24 protein-coding genes are annotated in these 18,802 nt (G+C 32.8%); 12 read left to right on the top strand and 12 right to left on the bottom strand.

Translation table 11 applies throughout. The features are described 5' to 3' along the window. Nucleotides 1-8 precede the first annotated feature (8 nt). Nucleotides 9-860: an SMP-30/gluconolactonase/LRE family protein gene (locus D1866_RS02515; RefSeq protein WP_152941233.1), complete on the bottom strand. Its 852-nt coding sequence runs from the start codon at nucleotides 858-860 to the stop codon at nucleotides 9-11. 39 nt (nucleotides 861-899) lie between these two features. After that, nucleotides 900-1,685 carry an Lrp/AsnC family transcriptional regulator gene (locus D1866_RS02510; protein WP_152941231.1) on the bottom strand — a complete coding sequence of 262 codons (786 nt, stop codon included), beginning with the start codon at nucleotides 1,683-1,685 and terminating at the stop codon, nucleotides 900-902. 63 nt (nucleotides 1,686-1,748) lie between these two features. On the opposite strand from D1866_RS02510, the gene D1866_RS02505 reads away from it, so the two are divergent. Next, a complete protein-coding gene (locus D1866_RS02505) occupies nucleotides 1,749-2,669 on the top strand; it encodes a sodium:calcium antiporter (RefSeq protein WP_152941229.1) in 921 nt (306 codons plus the stop codon). Here D1866_RS02505 and D1866_RS02500 read toward each other — a convergent pair. Then, entirely contained in the window at nucleotides 2,659-2,994 is a 336-nt protein-coding gene (locus D1866_RS02500; protein WP_196773463.1) for a YidH family protein, read from the bottom strand. The two genes, D1866_RS02505 and D1866_RS02500, sit on opposite strands and share 11 nt — an antisense overlap. A gap of 245 nt (nucleotides 2,995-3,239) precedes the next feature. Here D1866_RS02500 and D1866_RS02495 point away from each other — a divergent pair, with 245 nt between their 5' ends. The 5 genes from D1866_RS02495 to lrs14 all read left to right on the top strand — a co-directional run bounded on the left by D1866_RS02495 (nucleotide 3,240) and on the right by lrs14 (nucleotide 6,984). Then, a complete protein-coding gene (locus D1866_RS02495; RefSeq protein WP_152941225.1) occupies nucleotides 3,240-4,685 on the top strand; it encodes a DUF1641 domain-containing protein in 1,446 nt (481 codons plus the stop codon). Between the two features lie 92 nt (nucleotides 4,686-4,777). Further along, nucleotides 4,778-5,323, top strand: coding sequence for a hypothetical protein (locus D1866_RS02490; protein ID WP_152941223.1), 546 nt, complete (start codon nucleotides 4,778-4,780; stop codon nucleotides 5,321-5,323). Continuing rightward, nucleotides 5,320-6,159, top strand: coding sequence for a fumarylacetoacetate hydrolase family protein (locus D1866_RS02485; RefSeq protein ID WP_152941221.1), 840 nt, complete (start codon nucleotides 5,320-5,322; stop codon nucleotides 6,157-6,159). The genes D1866_RS02490 and D1866_RS02485 overlap by 4 nt, the downstream gene beginning before the upstream one ends. A 22-nt stretch (nucleotides 6,160-6,181) precedes the next feature. Continuing rightward, nucleotides 6,182-6,610, top strand: a complete 429-nt coding sequence (locus D1866_RS02480) for a CoA-binding protein (RefSeq protein ID WP_152941218.1) — start codon at nucleotides 6,182-6,184, stop codon at nucleotides 6,608-6,610. A gap of 47 nt (nucleotides 6,611-6,657) precedes the next feature. After that, the gene (gene lrs14, locus D1866_RS02475; protein ID WP_152941216.1) at nucleotides 6,658-6,984 is read left to right on the top strand and encodes an Lrs14 family HTH-type transcriptional regulator; all 327 of its coding nucleotides are present in this window, start codon (nucleotides 6,658-6,660) and stop codon (nucleotides 6,982-6,984) included. Here lrs14 and D1866_RS02470 read toward each other — a convergent pair. Genes D1866_RS02470 through D1866_RS02460 form a run of 3 tightly spaced genes read right to left on the bottom strand, consistent with a single transcriptional unit; the run spans nucleotide 6,979 to nucleotide 8,444 of the window. Then, nucleotides 6,979-7,530, bottom strand: a complete 552-nt coding sequence (locus D1866_RS02470) for a hypothetical protein (RefSeq protein WP_152941214.1) — start codon at nucleotides 7,528-7,530, stop codon at nucleotides 6,979-6,981. The genes lrs14 and D1866_RS02470 overlap by 6 nt on opposite strands. Continuing rightward, nucleotides 7,530-7,814, bottom strand: a complete 285-nt coding sequence (locus D1866_RS02465; RefSeq protein WP_152941212.1) for an Sso10a family chromatin protein — start codon at nucleotides 7,812-7,814, stop codon at nucleotides 7,530-7,532. The genes D1866_RS02470 and D1866_RS02465 overlap by 1 nt, the downstream gene beginning before the upstream one ends. 39 nt (nucleotides 7,815-7,853) lie before the next feature. Next, a complete protein-coding gene (locus D1866_RS02460) occupies nucleotides 7,854-8,444 on the bottom strand; it encodes a hypothetical protein (protein ID WP_152941210.1) in 591 nt (196 codons plus the stop codon). A 34-nt stretch (nucleotides 8,445-8,478) separates the two neighbouring features. Between D1866_RS02460 and D1866_RS02455 the strand changes: the two genes are divergently transcribed. Both D1866_RS02455 and mvaD read left to right on the top strand, forming a co-directional pair. Continuing rightward, entirely contained in the window at nucleotides 8,479-9,429 is a 951-nt protein-coding gene (locus D1866_RS02455) for a phosphomevalonate kinase (RefSeq protein ID WP_152941208.1), read from the top strand. Further along, nucleotides 9,419-10,393, top strand: coding sequence for a diphosphomevalonate decarboxylase (gene mvaD / locus D1866_RS02450; RefSeq protein WP_152941206.1), 975 nt, complete (start codon nucleotides 9,419-9,421; stop codon nucleotides 10,391-10,393). The genes D1866_RS02455 and mvaD overlap by 11 nt, the downstream gene beginning before the upstream one ends. Here mvaD and D1866_RS02445 read toward each other — a convergent pair. After that, nucleotides 10,366-11,598 (bottom strand): HD domain-containing protein, encoded by a 1,233-nt coding sequence (locus D1866_RS02445; RefSeq protein WP_152941204.1) that lies wholly within the window; start codon nucleotides 11,596-11,598, stop codon nucleotides 10,366-10,368. The genes mvaD and D1866_RS02445 overlap by 28 nt on opposite strands. Nucleotides 11,599-11,600: 2 nt before the next feature. Continuing rightward, nucleotides 11,601-12,314, bottom strand: a complete 714-nt coding sequence (locus tag D1866_RS02440) for a purine-nucleoside phosphorylase (RefSeq protein ID WP_155861021.1) — start codon at nucleotides 12,312-12,314, stop codon at nucleotides 11,601-11,603. 54 nt (nucleotides 12,315-12,368) lie between these two features. On the opposite strand from D1866_RS02440, the gene D1866_RS02435 reads away from it, so the two are divergent. Then, nucleotides 12,369-12,899 (top strand): hypothetical protein, encoded by a 531-nt coding sequence (locus tag D1866_RS02435; protein ID WP_152941200.1) that lies wholly within the window; start codon nucleotides 12,369-12,371, stop codon nucleotides 12,897-12,899. Between the two features lie 77 nt (nucleotides 12,900-12,976). Then, the gene (locus tag D1866_RS02430; protein ID WP_048054938.1) at nucleotides 12,977-13,174 is read left to right on the top strand and encodes a hypothetical protein; all 198 of its coding nucleotides are present in this window, start codon (nucleotides 12,977-12,979) and stop codon (nucleotides 13,172-13,174) included. Between the two features lie 3 nt (nucleotides 13,175-13,177). Here D1866_RS02430 and sucD read toward each other — a convergent pair whose 3' ends face one another. From sucD to D1866_RS02410, 4 genes are read right to left on the bottom strand one after another with little or no spacing between them, the layout of a single operon-like run. After that, entirely contained in the window at nucleotides 13,178-14,023 is an 846-nt protein-coding gene (sucD, locus tag D1866_RS02425) for a succinate--CoA ligase subunit alpha (RefSeq protein ID WP_155861020.1), read from the bottom strand. Beyond that, nucleotides 14,023-15,030: a succinate--CoA ligase subunit beta gene (locus tag D1866_RS02420; RefSeq protein ID WP_152941196.1), complete on the bottom strand. Its 1,008-nt coding sequence runs from the start codon at nucleotides 15,028-15,030 to the stop codon at nucleotides 14,023-14,025. Before D1866_RS02420 ends, sucD begins: the two co-directional genes overlap by 1 nt. Further along, on the bottom strand, nucleotides 15,017-15,694 hold the full coding sequence (locus D1866_RS02415; protein ID WP_152941194.1) for an endonuclease III domain-containing protein: 678 nt from the start codon (nucleotides 15,692-15,694) through the stop codon (nucleotides 15,017-15,019). Before D1866_RS02415 ends, D1866_RS02420 begins: the two co-directional genes overlap by 14 nt. Continuing rightward, entirely contained in the window at nucleotides 15,684-16,625 is a 942-nt protein-coding gene (locus tag D1866_RS02410; RefSeq protein ID WP_152941191.1) for a UDP-N-acetylglucosamine--N-acetylmuramyl-(pentapeptide) pyrophosphoryl-undecaprenol N-acetylglucosamine transferase, read from the bottom strand. Before D1866_RS02410 ends, D1866_RS02415 begins: the two co-directional genes overlap by 11 nt. A 41-nt stretch (nucleotides 16,626-16,666) precedes the next feature. Here D1866_RS02410 and thrS point away from each other — a divergent pair, with 41 nt between their 5' ends. Both thrS and D1866_RS02400 read left to right on the top strand, forming a co-directional pair. After that, nucleotides 16,667-18,295 carry a threonine--tRNA ligase gene (thrS, locus tag D1866_RS02405; protein ID WP_152941189.1) on the top strand — a complete coding sequence of 543 codons (1,629 nt, stop codon included), beginning with the start codon at nucleotides 16,667-16,669 and terminating at the stop codon, nucleotides 18,293-18,295. Further along, nucleotides 18,292-18,741, top strand: coding sequence for a methylated-DNA--[protein]-cysteine S-methyltransferase (locus D1866_RS02400; RefSeq protein WP_152941187.1), 450 nt, complete (start codon nucleotides 18,292-18,294; stop codon nucleotides 18,739-18,741). Before thrS ends, D1866_RS02400 begins: the two co-directional genes overlap by 4 nt. The last annotated feature ends 61 nt before the right edge of the window (nucleotides 18,742-18,802 follow it).

Below are 18,802 nucleotides of genomic sequence, written 5' to 3'. Positions count from 1 at the left end.
GTTAGATACTAAATTCCGCAAAAATTAATTTTAGTACCAGTTGCAGACACCTTTTCGGCGTAAACATAACCTGCATTTTCGTCTGGAGTTGTTAAATGAATTTTAGCAGTCGTAATATAAAGTGTTGAAAGATTTTCACCACCAAAAGTTACTGAAGTAACATTAGGAGTAGGAACTGGAATCTCGTCAACAATTTCCTTAGTTTTTGTATCAATTTTTATAACTTTACCTCCTCCAAATAAAGCTACCCACAAATTATCCTTGGAATCTATAGTCATTCCGTCAGGACTTCCTTGAATTGACGATAAATCTATAAGGGTTCTCTTATTACTTATTTTACCTTTCTCTAGATCAAAATCAAACTCGAAAATTTTCTTAGTAGGCGTATCAATATAATATAAAGTTTTATTATCAGAGCTCCAGGCTAGACCGTTGGAAATCGTTACGTTATCTAGGACTTTCTTAAACGAAAGATCGGTATCTAAAACATAAAAGCCTGCTGTAGGATATTTTTCTTCCAAATTCATCGTACCTATCCAATATCTCCCTACAGCATCGCATTTTCCGTCATTAAACCTATTTCTTGGATCCCAGTCTTTTACTTTATAAATTTCTTTAACATCGCCATCAAGGTTTACTGCATAAAAACCTTGATCAGAAGTTGCAATTAATCCTCCTGTCACTCTAGGTGAAATTGAACTTACGTAATCTTTAAGTTTTATTTCAAGATAAGTCGATTTCTTTAAATCTAGTCTATGAATTGTCCCAGCTAAGATATTGACCCAATAAAGTACGTTTTCTGTTGGATGCCAAATCGGACCTTCATAAAGATCTCCGCTATAAGGAGAAATCTTTTCCATACAAATTATAGGAAATTAGATATTTTATTCTTGCTGATACTATTCTACGATACCCTTCGTATTTATATCATATATGATCATCACGTCAGCTTCCTTATCTTTTTCTCTAACTGCTCTTACATAATTCCTCACATTTTCTATGTTTTCAGTTAGACAAACTTCTATACCCACGTTATTCTTATCCACAATTTCCAAGACTCTGCAAGGAGAAAGAATGGCCCTTATTTCTGGAACCCTTTTAGAGAACATAGAAAATACTGACATTCCACTCTTTGGTATATTTATTTTAGGTATCACAGATATATATCCTCTATTTTTCATGATTTTTAGTCTTTTTATTACTATTTTACTATCTATTCCTAATTTCTTTGAAATTTCTGCAGTCGACGCTCTAGGGTCTTCTTGCAATGCTTTAACTATTTTTATGTCGAGTTCCTTAGGTGGCAAAGGTTGTTGAAGGGGAGTATACTGCATTACTGGCTCTCCAAGAGTCTTTCTCATAAAGGATATTCTATCTTCAATTTCAGCATTACTCCCTCCAACTATTCCGTATACATTTAGCCATTCAACACATTTAAATTTTAGAAATACCCATTTATCATCCATATCCATTAAATTTTTGAATGCAATAAAAGAATAATATTTACCGTAAAAGTTAGGATCGACTAAAAGTTGAAAACCCTCTAATATTTCCTCTTTTTCCAAATTTTTTATTCTATAAAGAACGGTAGGAGGAGTTAGATTTAACAGAGACGCTAAGCTACGAATAGATATTCTACCATCACGAAATAGGTAAAGTAATATTTTCTTGTCTAGTTCGTCCATCTAATTTAAGTAAATGAAAGGGGTTAATAATTAGTTATGTTGTAAAAGCTAAAATGAAAGTAAATGGCGGACTTAATCAGATTCATAGGAGTTTTAACAATCCTGATTATTGCTGCAGAGCTTCTTGCCAGGGGTACAGAAAATATGGAAAGAAAGTTCGGGCAAGGAATTGCTGGAGGAGTAATTTTAGGTTTTTTAACAGCATTACCGGAAACAGTAATTACTGTATACGCGTTACTTAATAGAGAATATGAAGTTGCTATTGGCTCCGCAATTGGTGGCAATGTAATATTATTTACTTTAGGCATAGGTTTGGTTGGTTTAATTTATTCATTTTCCTGGAATAGATCCCTGACGATGAATTATGATTATAAAGTTGAAAATAATTTCTTAATCCTTAATACTATTATTCTAGCTGTAATAGTTTTTTATGGTAGATTTAACATTTTGACAGCAATAGTATTGTCATCAATATACATATTTTATATTTTTTATAGAATTAAGAAGGGTAAAGATGAAAAAGAAAACGATAAAATTACCAACTTATCTAAGAGCGTTATAGAACTAGTAATAGGAGCAATTCTGATATTAGCCTTTTCAGACCTGTTTGTTAAATGCATTGTTGCAATATCTAAAGAATTTAATTTACCTATAGCTTGGACTTCGCTATTGATAACTCCAATAGCAGCAGAGCTTGAGGAAAAAATATCTGGCATTAGATTGGCAATGAGAAATTTGAATGGAGGGTCTTTGGCAATAGTTAGTTTTGTAGGAAGTAAAATAGAGAACTCTACTTTATTACTGGGATTAATTGGATTCTTCTCGTCATATAGCTTTTATAATTCTTTACCGGAACTCATATCTGCAGTTATAGCCAATGTAATAGGTATAGGTATACTTCTTGACGGTAAGGTGACTAAGTATGAGTCTATACTTCTCATAGCCTTGTATTTTATTATCATTTATCTTGACCTCATATTATGAAGAGTGCTAGGATTACTGTAATAGCCAAAATTATCCCTACAAATATCATATTAGGTAAGACCCTTGGTGTATATTGATTCCTAGATATATCTTTTTCATTTTCTAGATAAGAATATAAGCCGTAGAGTATTACAATTCCGCCCAGAATAATCATAACTTCACCATAAGTTACAGAGCTTGAAGATAAGGTTTTTGCACCTTTGAGAATAGATATGAATAAAGCAAATTTCGCTATTACAAAACCGAAGCCTATTAATGCTATTCCTGTTCTAACCCATGCCAGAAAAGTTCTCTCATTTGCTAGATGATCTGAAGGAGAGCCCATCAAGGGTTTAATGACTACCTATTATATAAAGATTTTTAGCAAGAAAATCTAAAAGCTTTCAACCATGAATAAAAGTAAAAAGAAAAGATAATTTAGATTCTTAAATATAAAAAAATACTACGAAAGTGTATAAAAACATGTTAAATAGTAACGAGAAATCTTGAAAAATATTATGTAAGCTAAAACCTACATTTCATTACTCATAAAATTATTAAACTAATTGCGTAAATAGATTATAGATAAATATGTCTGAAGGACAAGATCCTTTAGAAACATTATTAAAACCTGAAAACCTTGAAAAATTAAGCAAAATAGCAGACTCATTACCAACAATAGAAAAACTTACAAATAAACTTAATGAAATGGATAAAAAGGGTCAATTAGACTTTCTATTAAACTTAACAGACCAAACTCTCTCACTTCTTGACGCAGTACAGAAAGCGGACCTAATTAATACACTCATATCCTTAGGAATGGAACAACTACCAAAAATACAAGCAATATGGCCAATAATAGAAAAACTAACAAGCGATAAGACATTAAACTTGCTACAACAAATAGATCTAGACGCTACATTAAACGCTATCGAAGCTCTAACCCCAATGATACAAAAGCTTACAAGCGACAAGGCAATCTCATTGTTAAAGCAGATAGATATAGACGCCACGTTAACAGCTATAGAAAAATTAACACCAATAATGAAAGCCTTGACAAGCGATAAGGCACTAAAAGTACTAGAAAGCATAAATTATGGTGCACTACTTGATTCTACAGAAAAGCTTACTCCTATACTTCAAAAATTAACAAGCGATAAGGCACTAAAAGTACTAGAAAGCCTTGATGTTGATACGTTATTAGAAGCTACGGTAGAATTAACTCCTACATTAAATAGGATTGCAAAGACTATGGCAGAGATGCAAAAGAAAGGTCAAATAGACGAACTTCTAAATATGATGGAGCAAGGAGTCGCTCTTCTTGACGCAGTACAGAAAGCGGACCTAATTAATACACTCATATCCTTAGGAATGGAACAACTACCAAAAATACAAGCAATATGGCCAATAATAGAAAAACTAACAAGCGATAGAGCTCTAGCATTATTGCAAAAAATTGACGTTGACGCAATGTTATCAGCTATAGAGGCATTAACTCCAATGATGCAAAAACTAACTTCTCCTAAAGCAATTTCGTTAATACAGAAATTTGACGTAGACTCAACATTGGCAGCCATTGAAGCTCTAACTCCAATGATGCAAAAAATGACTAGTGAGAGAGCAATAAAATTGGTGCAACAACTAGACGTAGAAGGCTTACTTACTGCAATGGAAGCCTCATTACCCATTTTAAAGAAATTAACTGACGAGAGAACTGTAAAGACGCTTACTCAAATAGACATCGATTCCATGGTTAATATGATGGGCAAATTAGCAGAATTACAAAAGAACGGAGTATTAGATAAGATGGTAAGATTAATTGACGTCTTCAGTGATCCTAAATTAGTAGATAACCTTGTTTTAATAATGGAGAAAATGAGTAAAGCACTTAATATATGGGTAAGCGAATTACCAAACGTTAAGCCAGTAGGCACTATGGGATTATTAAGGATGACATCTGATAAGGATGCCTCCTATGCCTTAGGTATGATGAAGGCATTATTAGAAGCGACTGGAAAAGCGTTTAGAGAAAGTTAAAGACTTTTTTCTTGGTAGTAATTCTCATGGTGTCAATTATTAATTTTTATAGTGTCAATAAGTAATTTTTATATGCATGCTTTGTATTACTTATGATGTTCTTTCAGGACGCATTAATAGTGACCCTCTTAGGATTAACTCATGGGCTAGATCCAGATCATATAGCTACTGCAAGAATTTTGAAAAATTCTGTTAAAATTCTAAAATTTTCCCTATTTCATTCTTTAGGATTTGTAATATTAGCTATACCTTTGACCATAATACTAATTATAACTTCCATTAATTCTGTTTATCTAAATATTATAGGCAATTTAATAGGAATAGGTGTAGCCTTAATTCTACTTGCTTCTGCGTTATTAGGGAAAGAATTTGAGATAGAACCAAAAGAAATGGGACTCCTTCAAGGTTCATTAGTAGTCACGCCTTCTAAGATAATTACAGTAGTTCTTGCTATATCTCTGGATAATATAATTTATTCTACAGCTATAGTAGGGATATTCATACTTTCGTCTACATTATCAATATTTGCATTAAGTTCATTAAATATGATTCCTAGAAAATTCGACAAACCAATAAATGTGGCAATATCCCTATTAACCATAATCTTTTTAGGATTTTCCACATTTGAGGTTCTATGAGATTTACACAAGGTTTAGTGAATGGAAAAAAGACAACAGTTTTTGTAATAAATGACGAATTTTATGTTCCGGATTTTGAGGGAATCGAGTGCGTGCTTGAAGACTCAAAAAATGTGGTAAAAGCTTTTGATCTATTTAAAAATGTTAAAAGTTACAGAAAAGTTAAGTTATCTAAGTTTTTGCCTGCAATATTTCCCAACAAGGTATTTTTGCCTGCAGTTAATTTTAGATCTCATTCCAAGGAGTCTTCAATTGAGCCACCTAAACAGCCTTACTTCTTTATGAAAGGAAATAATTCTATAATAGCTCACGGAGATTCAATAATCATACCTAGAGGAGTTAGAAAGGTTGATTATGAGGGAGAAATTGGGATTATAATAGGTAAAAGAGGTAAATATATAAAAAAGGAAGAAGCAATGGATTATGTATTTGGATTCACAATTATTAATGATGTAAGCTTTAGAGATTATCAATTTCCAGAAATTCACCCTTATGGGTTAAATTGGGTTATGGGAAAGTCTTTAGATACTGGCTTACCTATAGGTCCTTGGGTTGTAAGTAAGGACGAAATAACTTTTCCATTAGAAATAATAACAAGGGTTAACGGGAAGATTGTACAAAAAGGGTCTACAGAAGATATGATATTTTCTATAGAGGAACTAATTTCTTATTTAAGCAATGGAATTACCTTAGAGCCAGGAGATATAATAACTACTGGTACTCCAGCAGGAGTTGCAGAATTTGGAAATAAAGAATATTTAAAGCCGGGAGATGTTGTGGAAGTAGAAGTACCGGGAATAGGAATATTACGAAATGAAATTAAAAACGAATTTTAACCCTTGTTTATATAGTAAAAGTATGGAAAGTGAAGAAAATTTAATAAAATTTATTCTTGAAAATTATAAAAATATTGCTACTATAGGTTTTTCTAAAGATCCTTCAAAGCCCTCTCATTATGTTCCTAAATTTTTAATGGAGCATGGCTATAACGTAATACCAGTGAATCCTACAGCAAAAGAGATTCTAGGAAAGAAGAGCTACTCTTCAATCTTGGAAATACCAGATAGAATTGACGTAGTAGAAGTATTTAGGCCATCATCAGAAGTTCCAAAAATAGTAGAGGAGGTAATAAAGAGAAAAAGAGAGAAAGGAGACGTAAAAGTACTATGGCTTCAAGAAGGAATAAGAAACGATGATGCTGCTAAATTAGCAGAAAAGGAAGGAATTATTGTAATACAAGATAGGTGCATGTACAAAGAGTATAATAAGCTTATGCAAAATAAGTGAAAGAAAAATAGATAAAGTTTTTAATATGTTTATCCAAAAAATTAATTATGGAAGAAGACTTGAAGAATAAAAAGGAGAGCATAAAGTGTTGCTATAGGTTATCTGAAACTGATGTAGAATGTTTATTTAAGCTTATTGAATTAAATAAGCCAATAACATCAATCGAATTAGCTCAAATAATGGGCTTTAGTAAAACAACGGCAGAAACTAGTTTAAAGAGGTTAATGGACGTAGGTTTAGTAAATAGAATAAAAATAGAAGAGAAAAAGATAGGTAGGCCAAAATTTGTTTACTCTGTCATAAATAATATTTGGGGAAAAATAAGTGAAGATCTAAAACAGTGTGCAAAGAAAATTTTATCAGCGGCTTCATAATTTGTTGCTTCTTATTTCCATAATTTTTTTCATTGCATCCCTATAAACTAAATAAGAATAAATTGTATAATACATCGAAATTATATTTAAGCCTAGAGAAAAACCTAAAAATAAACCGTCAAGAGAAAAACCGGGTATAAAATATAAAGCAAAGGAAATTATAGAAGCTAAAATTAAGTAAAATATTTCCTTTATGGTGCTAGAAATTCCGCTTATGTATGCATCAATCTTTTCCATAGACGAAATATAAGTATTGATTATTTTTATCTTGGACCCTACGCCTTTAACTTCCTTCTCTAGAAATTTCTGTAAGGCTTCCGATTTTATATTAAAATTTGCCCCAATCATTCCATCATCTAACAAATCCGTAGAAGAGAGTAAATCTAATACCTCACTAAAAATTCTTAATGAATATAATGATCTAGCATCCTTCCATAAATAAGGAAGATTATTTAACTTCCTTGATACAAAATAGAAAAGCAAAGAAGTCTCTAAAAGTAAACTAACGTATAGCAAATTTACTATTAGTGTATAAGATTCTAACATCAATATAATTCTTCTGAAACAGAGTTAATAAGCTCAGACAGTTCTAAATGTAGCTTTCTAATTTTCCTTAATTTTTCTAGTAACGCTATACCTTTTTCAGTCATCTTATAATGGCCATCCTCGTATTTTATGAGACCTTTACTTGTTAATATGCTAATGTATTTCTCTAGGAGTGTATTACTCAAGTTAGCATACTTCATTATAGACGACTTACTACCATAGCCATCATTAATTACCTCCATTACATCCATTATAATTTCAAGTTGGTCTCTCTTACTCTTCATATATGATAAGGTAACACTTATTCTTTATAAACGTTTCTTTTAAATTCTTTTTAGAGCTTCACTTAGAACCTCAGCTTCCTTTTCTCCTAAATACTTTGATATTAAATTCAAAAATTGTTTCAAATCTTCTTCTGTCATCTGTTGGGTTATCAAAGGAGATAACTTAGCTAAGACCTCATTATTTATTACTTCTATTATTTCAATATATTCTGGAATTGTAAACTCCGGAAACTCTTTATACAATGTTAAAAGCCCTGAGGAGATTAGCTCTAATCCCTCCTTACCTATTTTTTTAATTTCTTCGAGCTGAGAATTCTTGTCCTGTAGTTTTGAAATTTCCTCTGATTTTTTCTTAACTTCTTCAAGAAATTTCAATAATTTGTATCTCTGGAAATCCAAAGCAACTAAACTACTTCTTACTTTCCTGCTTGCTATTAGTCTAACTTCCTTATCATCCCTCAATATATTAATATATCCAGAAAAGTAAAGATCCTCAACTATACTTTGTAGTGTATTCCTTGTCATGAAAATTAGGAAAGTTGATAATAACTCGTCATAAGTTAAACCTGATGCCCCCTTTTGTGCTATTGCTATTAATACTAACCTTTTTTTCTTATCTAGAAAATCCATCACATATTTCTACTACAGCAGAATAATAAATCCGATGATATCTGCTCCAGGAAAAGTACTTTGGATAGGAAGTTATGCAGTAGTATTTGGAGGATTATCTCACGTAATTGCAATAAATAAGAGAGTCAAGTGTGAGGCAACCCCTTCTGATAAACTAATATTTGAAACTACTTATGGAACATTTTATGAGAAGGGAAATGAGCTTATAGAAAGTGTAGTGAATGTAATAAAGAATCACCTTGGAGATATTCCGAGGCTTAAAATAAGACTATTTAATGATGAAGATTTTCAGATAAACGGTAAAAAAACAGGTTTAGGAAGTTCATCTGCAGCTACAGTAGCTCTTACAGCATGCTTATATAATCAAATTAAAGGAAGGATAGATACTGATGAAATTCATTTATTAGCTCAGGAGGCAAATTTCATTAGACAAAAAGGAATAGGAAGTGGATTCGATATAGCTGCCGCGGTCTACGGAAGTATAATTTATAAGAGGTTTACTGACCTTAATAAGCGTGATTGGAAAATAGAAAGATTAAGACTAGGAAATAAATATGAGATGCTTTTAGGATTCACTGGAAGAAGCTCAGAGACCGTAAATTTAGTTAAAATGTTTATTGAAAAGAAAGATGACGAAAAGTTTATCGAATTTTTACGAGAAATTAACATTGAGAACGATACAGCAATAAAACTACTTAAGCTTGGCAAAGTAGATGAAGCCTCTCAGCATGCGAAATTAGCTAGAGATTTACTAAATGTTCTAGCAGAAGATGTTATTGGCGTTAAATTGCAGAGCGAAAAGGATAAGGAACTAATAAAAATTGCTGAAGATAACGGTGCTTACATATCTTTATTGCCAGGGGCAGGTGGAGGGGATGTAATATTTGCACTTGGGGAAAATTTAGACGAAGTGAGGAAAAAATGGAAAGAAAAAGGATTAAAATTAATTGAAATCAAAGAAGATGATGGTCTAAATGAAACTTGAAGGAGAAGCTATAGCACCTTCAAATATTGCAATAGTTAAATACTGGGGAAAAAGGAATGCTGAACTCAATCTTCCCTTGAACTCTTCAATTTCGATAAGCCTCGATAATCTGTACGCAAGAACAAAGGTTATATTTAGCGAGGAATTCTCAAAAGATGAAGTAATAATAAACGGAAAGAAACTGAGCGAAAAGGAGACTTTAAATTACGCAGGAAGAGTTCTTAATATTTTCAGGAAAATTTATGGTAAGCGCTTGTTCGCTAAAGTTATCTCAACAACAAATTTTCCTCCATCTTCTGGTTTAGCATCATCAGCTGCAGGTATTGCAGCATTAGTTTACGCTAGTAATGAAGCCTTAGGTTTAGGCTTAACTCAAAAGGAACTTTCTAAAATAGCGAGAATAGGTTCCGGAAGTGCATGTAGAAGCACGGAAGGAGGATTTGTTGTGTGGGAAAAAGGAGAAAGAGAAGACGGCGAAGATTCTTTTTGTTATCAAATTTTCCCTCCTAACTACTGGGAAGACCTTGTTGATATTATAGCAATAGTTAGTGATGAAAAGAAAGAAGTATCATCGAGGGAGGGCATGGAAGTTTCTACTAGATCCTCTTATTTAATGAAATGTAGGTTAGATTTTATAAAAGAAACATTTAATGACGTTATAGAAAGCATAAGGAAAAAAGATGAAAAGAAATTTTTCGAGTTAACAATGAGGCATAGTAATAGCATGCATGCAGTGATTTTAGATTCTTGGCCTTCCTTTTTCTATCTTAACGATATGTCGTTTAAGATAATGAGGTGGGTGCAAGATTTTGGACACGCAGGTTACACTTTTGATGCTGGCCCCAACCCTCATATTTTTACTACAAAGAAACACATGAAAGAAGTAATAAACTTCCTCCAAGATCTTAATTTAAAATATATAATAACTTCACCAGGTCAAGGACCCAAGGTTTTGCATTCTTGAATCACATTTTCATATTTTTCAGCAACTTTTTCTGCCTTACTGCTATAAGCGATTACCGCTTTCTTTATCTCGCTTAACGACCTAATTATTGGCGAAACAGATGTTAATTTTTCAACTCTCTCCCCATCAAAGATGTAAACAGCTTCTTCTTTCTCTTCATATGGCACATCGTTAAACTCGTGGTATAGAAAAAGCCCTTGACTCTCCTTCATATCTTCATAAATCTCGTCTTTAATTTCGTTAAATTTCTCTAGACATTTACCAGTTATGTCGTATTTTATCCTTTTATATCCTTGTCTAAACATTATTGCGTTCTTAAATTCTTCCTTTACTTTATCTAAATTAGAGTAAATTTCTATATCCAAAAGTTGTAAGAAGTCTTTAGGCTCCGTAGGAAGGCTAATAATATTCTTTTCAAGCATTTCTACCATTGCGTGAGATAATATAGCGTTATATACTCCAGTAACACTATGGAAATATACGTTCTCAAACATGTACATTCTAGAAAGTAAAAATTGCTCAACTATTGGAGTGGCTTTACTATAAATTGCAAGTTTTCCATCTATAAAAACTAGAAATCTCTTTAGTCTTTCTATATCAAACCTACCGTAACTTACTCCAGCATAATATGAATCTCTTAATAAATAATCACTCCTATCAGCATCAACATAATTTGAAATTAGCGATAAAGCTAATTTTTCCTCATAATTTCTAGGACTCTCCTTTAAAACGTCTATAATAAATTTTACAGGATCCGGATAGAACTCGGTAAATTCCTTATCAATTATACTTCCTAGTACATTCTCTATTAAGTACGTGCCATAATTTACGTGAGTTTTCTTACCTTCTTCCTTGACTTTTAATCCGTAAACTTGATTAGCTAATAGCAAAAAATTCTCAAAAGTGTGAGAAAAAGCTACATGACCTATGTCATGGAGTAATCCTGTTAAAGCTATCATCTGTATAAGTCCTTCTTCATCTTTTAATCCACTATTAGAAATTACGTATCTAGCAAATTCCCTAGCTAAATGCATTACACCCAGACTATGTTCAAATCTTGAATGTAACATACTAGGATAAACCATGTAAGCCATTGCAGTTTGTTTAATATATCTTAGTCTTTGAAAATACGGGTCGGAAATAATTTTATTCATCTTATCGGAAATTTCTATATAGCCATGTATTGGATCCCTTATTAGCTTCATTTTTATAACTTACTCAAAGTATCTAAAATTGCTTTTGCACCTCTCATGACACTATTTTCTAGATCTTCCCTGCTTATCCACACGCCTCCTTTTGCTAAATTATCGCTAACTACTAGAACTGCTCCAGTTCTTACTCCTTTCATTCTTCCTACTGCAAAAATTGTTGCGCACTCCATTTCTACTGCAATATTACCTCTTGATGACCATCTTTTTACGAATTCCTCATCCTCTGCATAAAAAGCGTCACTACTAAATACGTTCCCTATATGGAATTTCAAACCTTCTTTCTGAAAATTCTGGACTAGGCTATTAAGAATGTAAAAATCTGGAGTAGCGGCAATACAGCTATCCTCTCTTAAATACTGATAAACCACACCACCGTGATTGTATGATGCCCCTGCAACTATGATGTACTCACCTAAATTAATCTCTGGAATCAATGCTCCAGTAGTTCCATACCTAATAAATGTTCTTCCGCCTAACATTATCAACTCTTCAAGAACTATAGCTGCAGACGGCCCTCCTATTCCATGAGTAGCTATGCTTATATCTACTCCGTTATACTTTCCAGTATATACTAAAAAACTTCTATTTTCGTTAACTAATCTAGAATTTTGTAGAAGCGAAGAAAGTAATTTCGCTCTTCCTGGATCTCCAACTATTAAAACTCTTTCTGCAACATCCCCTTTATTTGCTAAGATATGAACTGGCATAATGAAAGAAAGTAGGAATAGTATATTTAATTATCGGTTAAGACAATATAATTAGTAATGATCAAATTTGCCAAAAGGGACAATAAAGGATTCTTTAATGATGTAGAGAGTGCTATAGATATTGGTAGAATACACATTTCTCCATTTATTGCCGACGAGCTTTACATATACATAGAAGATAAAGATCTTCTAATGAATATTAGCTATTTTGATCTCATAGAAATTCTAAATTCTACAAGAATGTATAAGGTGGATATGATTAAAAGAAATACTAGATATGATAAAATTGGAATAATAATTAACCAGGATTATTTAGGCGGAATTAATGTATGTACAATAATAGATTGGGGAACACAAAAGATAGTAAGCAGTGTAAATAATGAAAAAATTAGACTAGATCATGGCCCAGATTGTGAATATAATGATTGTGTGTATATTGCTTTATTTAACTTTTTTAATGAGCTATACTATTTAAAAATAAGAATAACAGAAACAGATATACAACCATCACTTTTTAAGGTTGATCTGTTAAACTTTGTTAACGAAATAGTTTTTTATGAACTACGTCAAAAATTTAAACTGATTTAAAGAAATTTAAATTTAATGAAAGATTTAAAAAGATGATATGCAAAAGTTTTAAAAAGAGTAAGAAAAGATTCTATCTTATGAAAGAGAGAGAAGTTGAAGCAAAAAGATTAGTTGGCAAAAAACTAGTTAGGGGCAAGGTCTACGAATATGAATACTATACACTACCACTGAACCTATACATACCAAAGTCCATGGTAGAGAAATTCGGTACAAAATATATGCTGGAAGTAGACGAAGATAACGGAACTATAACAATAAAACCCAGAGGACAATAAAAATTAAGAAAAAATCAAATCTTTTATTTCAAACGGAGTTTTAGCAACTTTAATACCTGCTTCCTTAAAGGCATTTACCTTGCTCTCATAAGTACCTAGTCCCATGTATACTACAGCACCTGCATGCCCCATCCTTTTTTCCTTAGGTGCTGTTAAACCGGCAATATAAGCTACTATATTTTTAGAAATCTTTCCTTCTTTCTTCATTTTAGCAACTTCTTCTTCCATTGTACCTCCTATTTCACCTATTATTACAATCTCCTCAGTATCTTTATCCTCATCAAACATCTTCACTATATCCTGCATCTTAGTCCCTATTATAGGATCTCCTCCTATTCCGATCACAGTGGACTGTCCAAAATCCTTCAAGATTTCAGCTACTTCATAAGTAAGCGTACCGGAACGAGAAACTATTCCAATCTTACCTTTCCTAAAAGCACGTGAAGGCATTATACCCAGTAATGACTCACCAGGAACTATTATTCCAGGGCAATTCGGACCTATTATTCTAACTCCCTTCTTCTCAGCATAATGCACAACTTTTGCCATATCCAAAACTGGAATGTGCTCAGTAATTACTACTATTAACGGAATACCGCCATCTATTGCTTCATAAATAGCGTCCACAGCGAATTTGGCAGGAACAAAAATTATGCTAGCGTCTATTTCATGCTCTTGTATAGCTTCTTTTACTGTATCGTAAACAGGGACTCCGTAAACTTGAGAGCCTCCTTTACCCGGAGTAACGCCAGCAACTATCTTCGTACCATATTCAAGCATTAATTTCGTATGGAATGATCCTTCTTTTCCAGTAATTCCTTGAACAAGAACTTTAGTGTTCTTATTTATCAGCGTAGTGCATCCCTCACAGCGTCTATTGGGTTTTCATAAAAATTAATTCCATGTTCCTTAAGGATTTTCCAACCTTCTTCCTCATTAGTTCCGACTAATCTAACGAATATTGGCTTCTTTATCACATTATACGCATCAACAATTCCCAATGCGACCTCGTCGCACCTAGTTATACCGCCATAGATATTTACAAGGATTTTCTTTACCTTAGGATTTGACCCAACTTTTATAACACAATATCTAACTCTTTCCCTATCTGCTCCTCCTCCTACGTCCATGAAATCTGCAGGGTTTCCTCCCATTAGTTTTACCATATCCATTGTGGCCATAGTTAAACCTGCTCCATTGCCGATTATTCCTATATCTCCATCAAGTTCTACATAACTATCTGGAGAATACTCCCTGCCAATTTCCTTTAGAAAATCCTGGTGCTTGTAAAGTGCATTATCCTCTAAGATCACTTTGGAATCAAGAGGTATTACGCCGTTATCAGTTACAGCCAACGGATTAATTTCTACCAGCTCAGCGTCGTACTCTGTAAAAATCTTGTATAAGCCTTGAATTACTTGAGATAAACCTTTTACGCCTAAATATTTTTCTATCTCTATTATATCATATCCCCTAGGTCCCCTTTCTATAGGAATTATAAACTTCTTTACTTCACCAGAGCTTTCAATATCAATTCCACCGTGAGGTGAGGCTATTAGCATAGGTTCTGCAGTATCTCTATCAAGAATCATGGAAAGATAAACTTCTCTATCATGGGGAATATATTCCTCAACTAGAAATTTATTTATGCCTAGTTTTCTCATCTCTTGTATTGTAGAGTTAACATCATCAGTTACCTTAACAAGTCCTCTTTTTCCTCTTCCACCTTCTAGAATTTGAGCTTTAACAACAGCTTTTCCTTTCCAATCTATATTACCTTCAGTTACTATTCCGTGAGGTATTTTTATCCCTACTTTAGAAAATAGAAGCTTTCCTTCATATTCATAAAGTTTCATTATATTTGTTTCTGCATAAAGGTTTAAGAATGCATTTATCGCATTTGGGCTTATTTAGATAACAAAAAGCCTTACCTATAGAGACTATTCCGGCATGGAAGAGTTTATATAGAAAAAGATCCTTCTTTAAGTTATCTTCAACATAAATTTTAGCCTCTTTTTTATTCATTTTCTTATTTAAAACTCTTGAAAGAACTCTCCTTAAGTATTCAGACTGAGGAAAAACAAGTTGATTATTTGCGAAAAGCAGTAAAGAATCTGCAGTCTCTTCTCCTATACCTTCGATTTCCAGGATTTTATCTCTATTTTCTACTGTTAAAAAATTTTTTAGCCCACCATTTTTACTTACAATTTCACTAAAATTCTTAAGTCTTCTAGCTTTAGTTTTATAGAAATTAACGCTGCGAATCTGATCTTCCAAAACAGGTAAAGGAAGTTCTGCTATTTTATCAATATAATTTAACCCTTTTCTTCTTAAGTTCTCTATAACCTTGGTTACTGTTTCCCATTTAGTCATTTGCACTAAAAATGCGGAAATGGCTATTTCATCAGCGGATTTTAATCCACCCCACCATTCAAAAGAATAAGGATCAGAAACTATCCAACCCATTTTCTTTAAAAATTCCCTATTTTCGTCTATTATTTTTAATATTTCATATATCATTCAACACCACGCTTACAAGCCTCTCCGTGCCAGGAGTATACACCTTTGGTTGCTTAGGATTCTCAATATATTTTAAAATTTCATCTTTAGTAGACCAATTGGAAGGATCATCAAGAAATGCTACCCCCAAAATTGATGCATATAATTTACTGTCCTCAAATGTAGCAGCGTATTTCCAGTCCTTATTGTATACTATAATTGTAGGTTTTCTGTACATTACAACAGCCTCCATAGCTGTTTTACCTTGATGAGTTATTACTAATTTAGCTTTAGCTATGTACTTTTCAATATCTGGATCAAAGGAAAAAACTTTCCAACCTTTTTTCTCATATTTTTTATTTACTTTTCCTGTTTGTAGGACTACATTATCTATATCTAAGGAATATAAAATATCAAAAAGTCTCTCAAAGCCTTCACTTCCAGCAGTAACTAATATGTATCCTTCATCTGAAGGAGTATATTTAGGCCTCTCGACTATAGGCCCAACGACTATTCCATTTTTGTAAAGTTTCTCTTGTTCCTTCCAATGTAGAAATACATGCTTTGAGTACTTTGATATTATATTTACGGCCTTTCCTTTAGTCACTATCCTATCTTGACTTTCAATAACGTAAATATTTGAGGATTTAACAAATTGGAAGAAAGAGGGAAAAATTGAATGATTAGAGCCGGTAGCTATAACCTTCTTATATTTCCTTATTTTGGCACTATGAATCATTGATAATAAAAAAGAGGACAAAGAAAGGTTCCCCGAGGGGGATCTAAATTTCTCAACCTCATAGATTTTATCTGCGAATTGAGAAATCATCTTTTTGCTCATTTCGTCTCCTTTAGGTATAACAAAGTCAACTTTGTAAGGTAGATACTCTGCTATCGCTCTTGCGAAACCGGTATGCCCTCCACCGCTAGCAATTATTAGTATATCACTCATTTGATAAAAGCATTATAATCCCTTTAATAATAAAGCCTACTATGGAAGAGTACAAAGGAGTTTGGCTAAAAGGAGGAATAATATTAGCGTTCAATCTTTTAGCTGACGGTAAGAAAGCAGTTGCTGTAGGTTTAGGAGAAAGAGACTTCTACGTAGATGTAGAAATGGATAGCTCAATGAGCTTAGCTGAAGCTAAAAAATACGCAAAAGAAGGAAATTACGAAATAAAAATTGAGGGAAAGAAAGCAAAGGCAGGAAATTATGAAGTTTCTTTAGAAAGTGATGTTACTCCTTCTGGAAATCCCAAGTATTTTGAAATTTTAAACATCTCAGTTCATCACCCAACTCCAGACAAACAATACGTTAGAATAAGGGGAGTAGCTTTCGAAACTGAAGAGCAACTTAAAGATTACATGAATTGGCTAAAGAAGGCATCTGAGACCGATCATAGAATTTTAGGAGAAAAAATGGATTTATTTAGCTTCCCTGAAGAAGCGGGACCTGGTCTAGTCCTATATCATCCTAAAGGTCAGATAATTAGGAATGAATTAATTGATTATATGAAGGAAATAAACGCCTCAATGGGATATCAGGAAGTATATACTACGCACGTTTATAGAACGATTTTATGGAAAATAAGTGGACATTATGAAATGTATAAGGATAAAATGCTAATCTTTACTCACGATGATGAAGAGCTAGGAATAAAACCAATGAATTGTCCTGCTCACATATTAATTTATAAATCAAGAACCAGAAGCTATAAAGACCTTCCAATTAGGTTTTCAGAATTTGGAAACGTTTATAGGTGGGAACAAAAAGGTGAATTATACGGTTTATTAAGAGTTAGAGGATTCACTCAAGACGATGGTCACGTCTTTCTAAGAGAAGATCAGCTAGAAAATGAGGTTAAGATGCTAATTAGTAAAACTTTGGAAGTATTAGCTAAATTTGGATTTAAAGGAGATGATGTAAGAATCAATTTGTCCACAAGGCCGGATGAGAGCATAGGTACTGACGAACAATGGGAAAAGGCAACTAATGCTTTAGTTAATGCGTTGCGTTCTCTAAATTTGAAATATCAAGTGAAAGAGAAGGAAGGAGCGTTTTATGGACCTAAAATAGACTTTGATATAAGAGATAGTTTAGGAAGATGGTGGCAATTATCTACGATTCAAGTAGACTTCAACTTACCTGAAAGATTTAAACTAGAGTACGTAGATAAGGATGGAAGTAAGAAAAGGCCAGTAATGGTTCATAGAGCAATATACGGTTCAATAGATAGGTTCTTGGCAATACTTCTAGAACACTTTAAAGGAAAATTACCCACGTGGCTATCACCAGTTCAAGTTAGAATATTGCCAATTAATCCAGAAGTCAGAGAATATGCAGAAAAAGTCTTATCTAAGCTAGTCTCTATAAAAATTAGGGCAGAAATAGACTCAGAAGAGGAAACCCTCTCAAAGAGAATTAAAAAAGCTTACGATGATGGAGTTCCTTACATTTTAATAATAGGTAAAAAAGAAGCAGAAAGTAATTCAGTAACAATTAGAGCTAGAGGTAATATAGAAGTAAAAGGAGTACCTTTAGATAAATGCGTGGATGCAATATCAAAAGAAATACAAAATAGGGATTTAACAAATACTGCCATAGAGAAGGTAAAGCAATGATTGTTTATGGCTTATATAAAAGCCCTTTAGGAGATATTACTGTAGCTAAAAGTGAAAAAGGATTTGTTATGCTAGATTTTTGTAATTGTGTAGAGAAGAATTCTCTAGATAATGATGCTTTCTCAGATTTTTTTGAAAAACTAGATAAATATTTTGAAGGAAAGGAAGTAGACTTAAGAGAACCATTAGATATTAATGTTAATCCGTTTAGGTTAAGTGTATTTAAGGAAGTTATGAAGATACCTTGGGGCAAAACTAAAACCTATGGAGAAATTGCTAAAATCTTAGGTACATCTCCTAGAGCTGTGGGAATTGCGTTATCTAAAAATCCAGTTCTCTTAATTATACCCTGTCACAGGGTAATTTCTGAGAAAGGACTAGGAGGTTATTCAAGAGGAATCGAATTAAAGAAAAAGCTTTTAGAACTTGAAGGAATAAAAATATGATTTATCGATTTTTTCATTAACAATAGTTTAAATGATATAGCGAAAAAACTTAAATAATTCC

Source organism: Acidianus ambivalens (assembly GCF_009729015.1).
Classification (GTDB): Archaea; Thermoproteota; Thermoprotei_A; order Sulfolobales; family Sulfolobaceae; genus Acidianus; species Acidianus ambivalens.
Note: the sequence above shows the minus strand (reverse complement) of the source record. Positions and strands in the feature narration are given on the sequence as shown.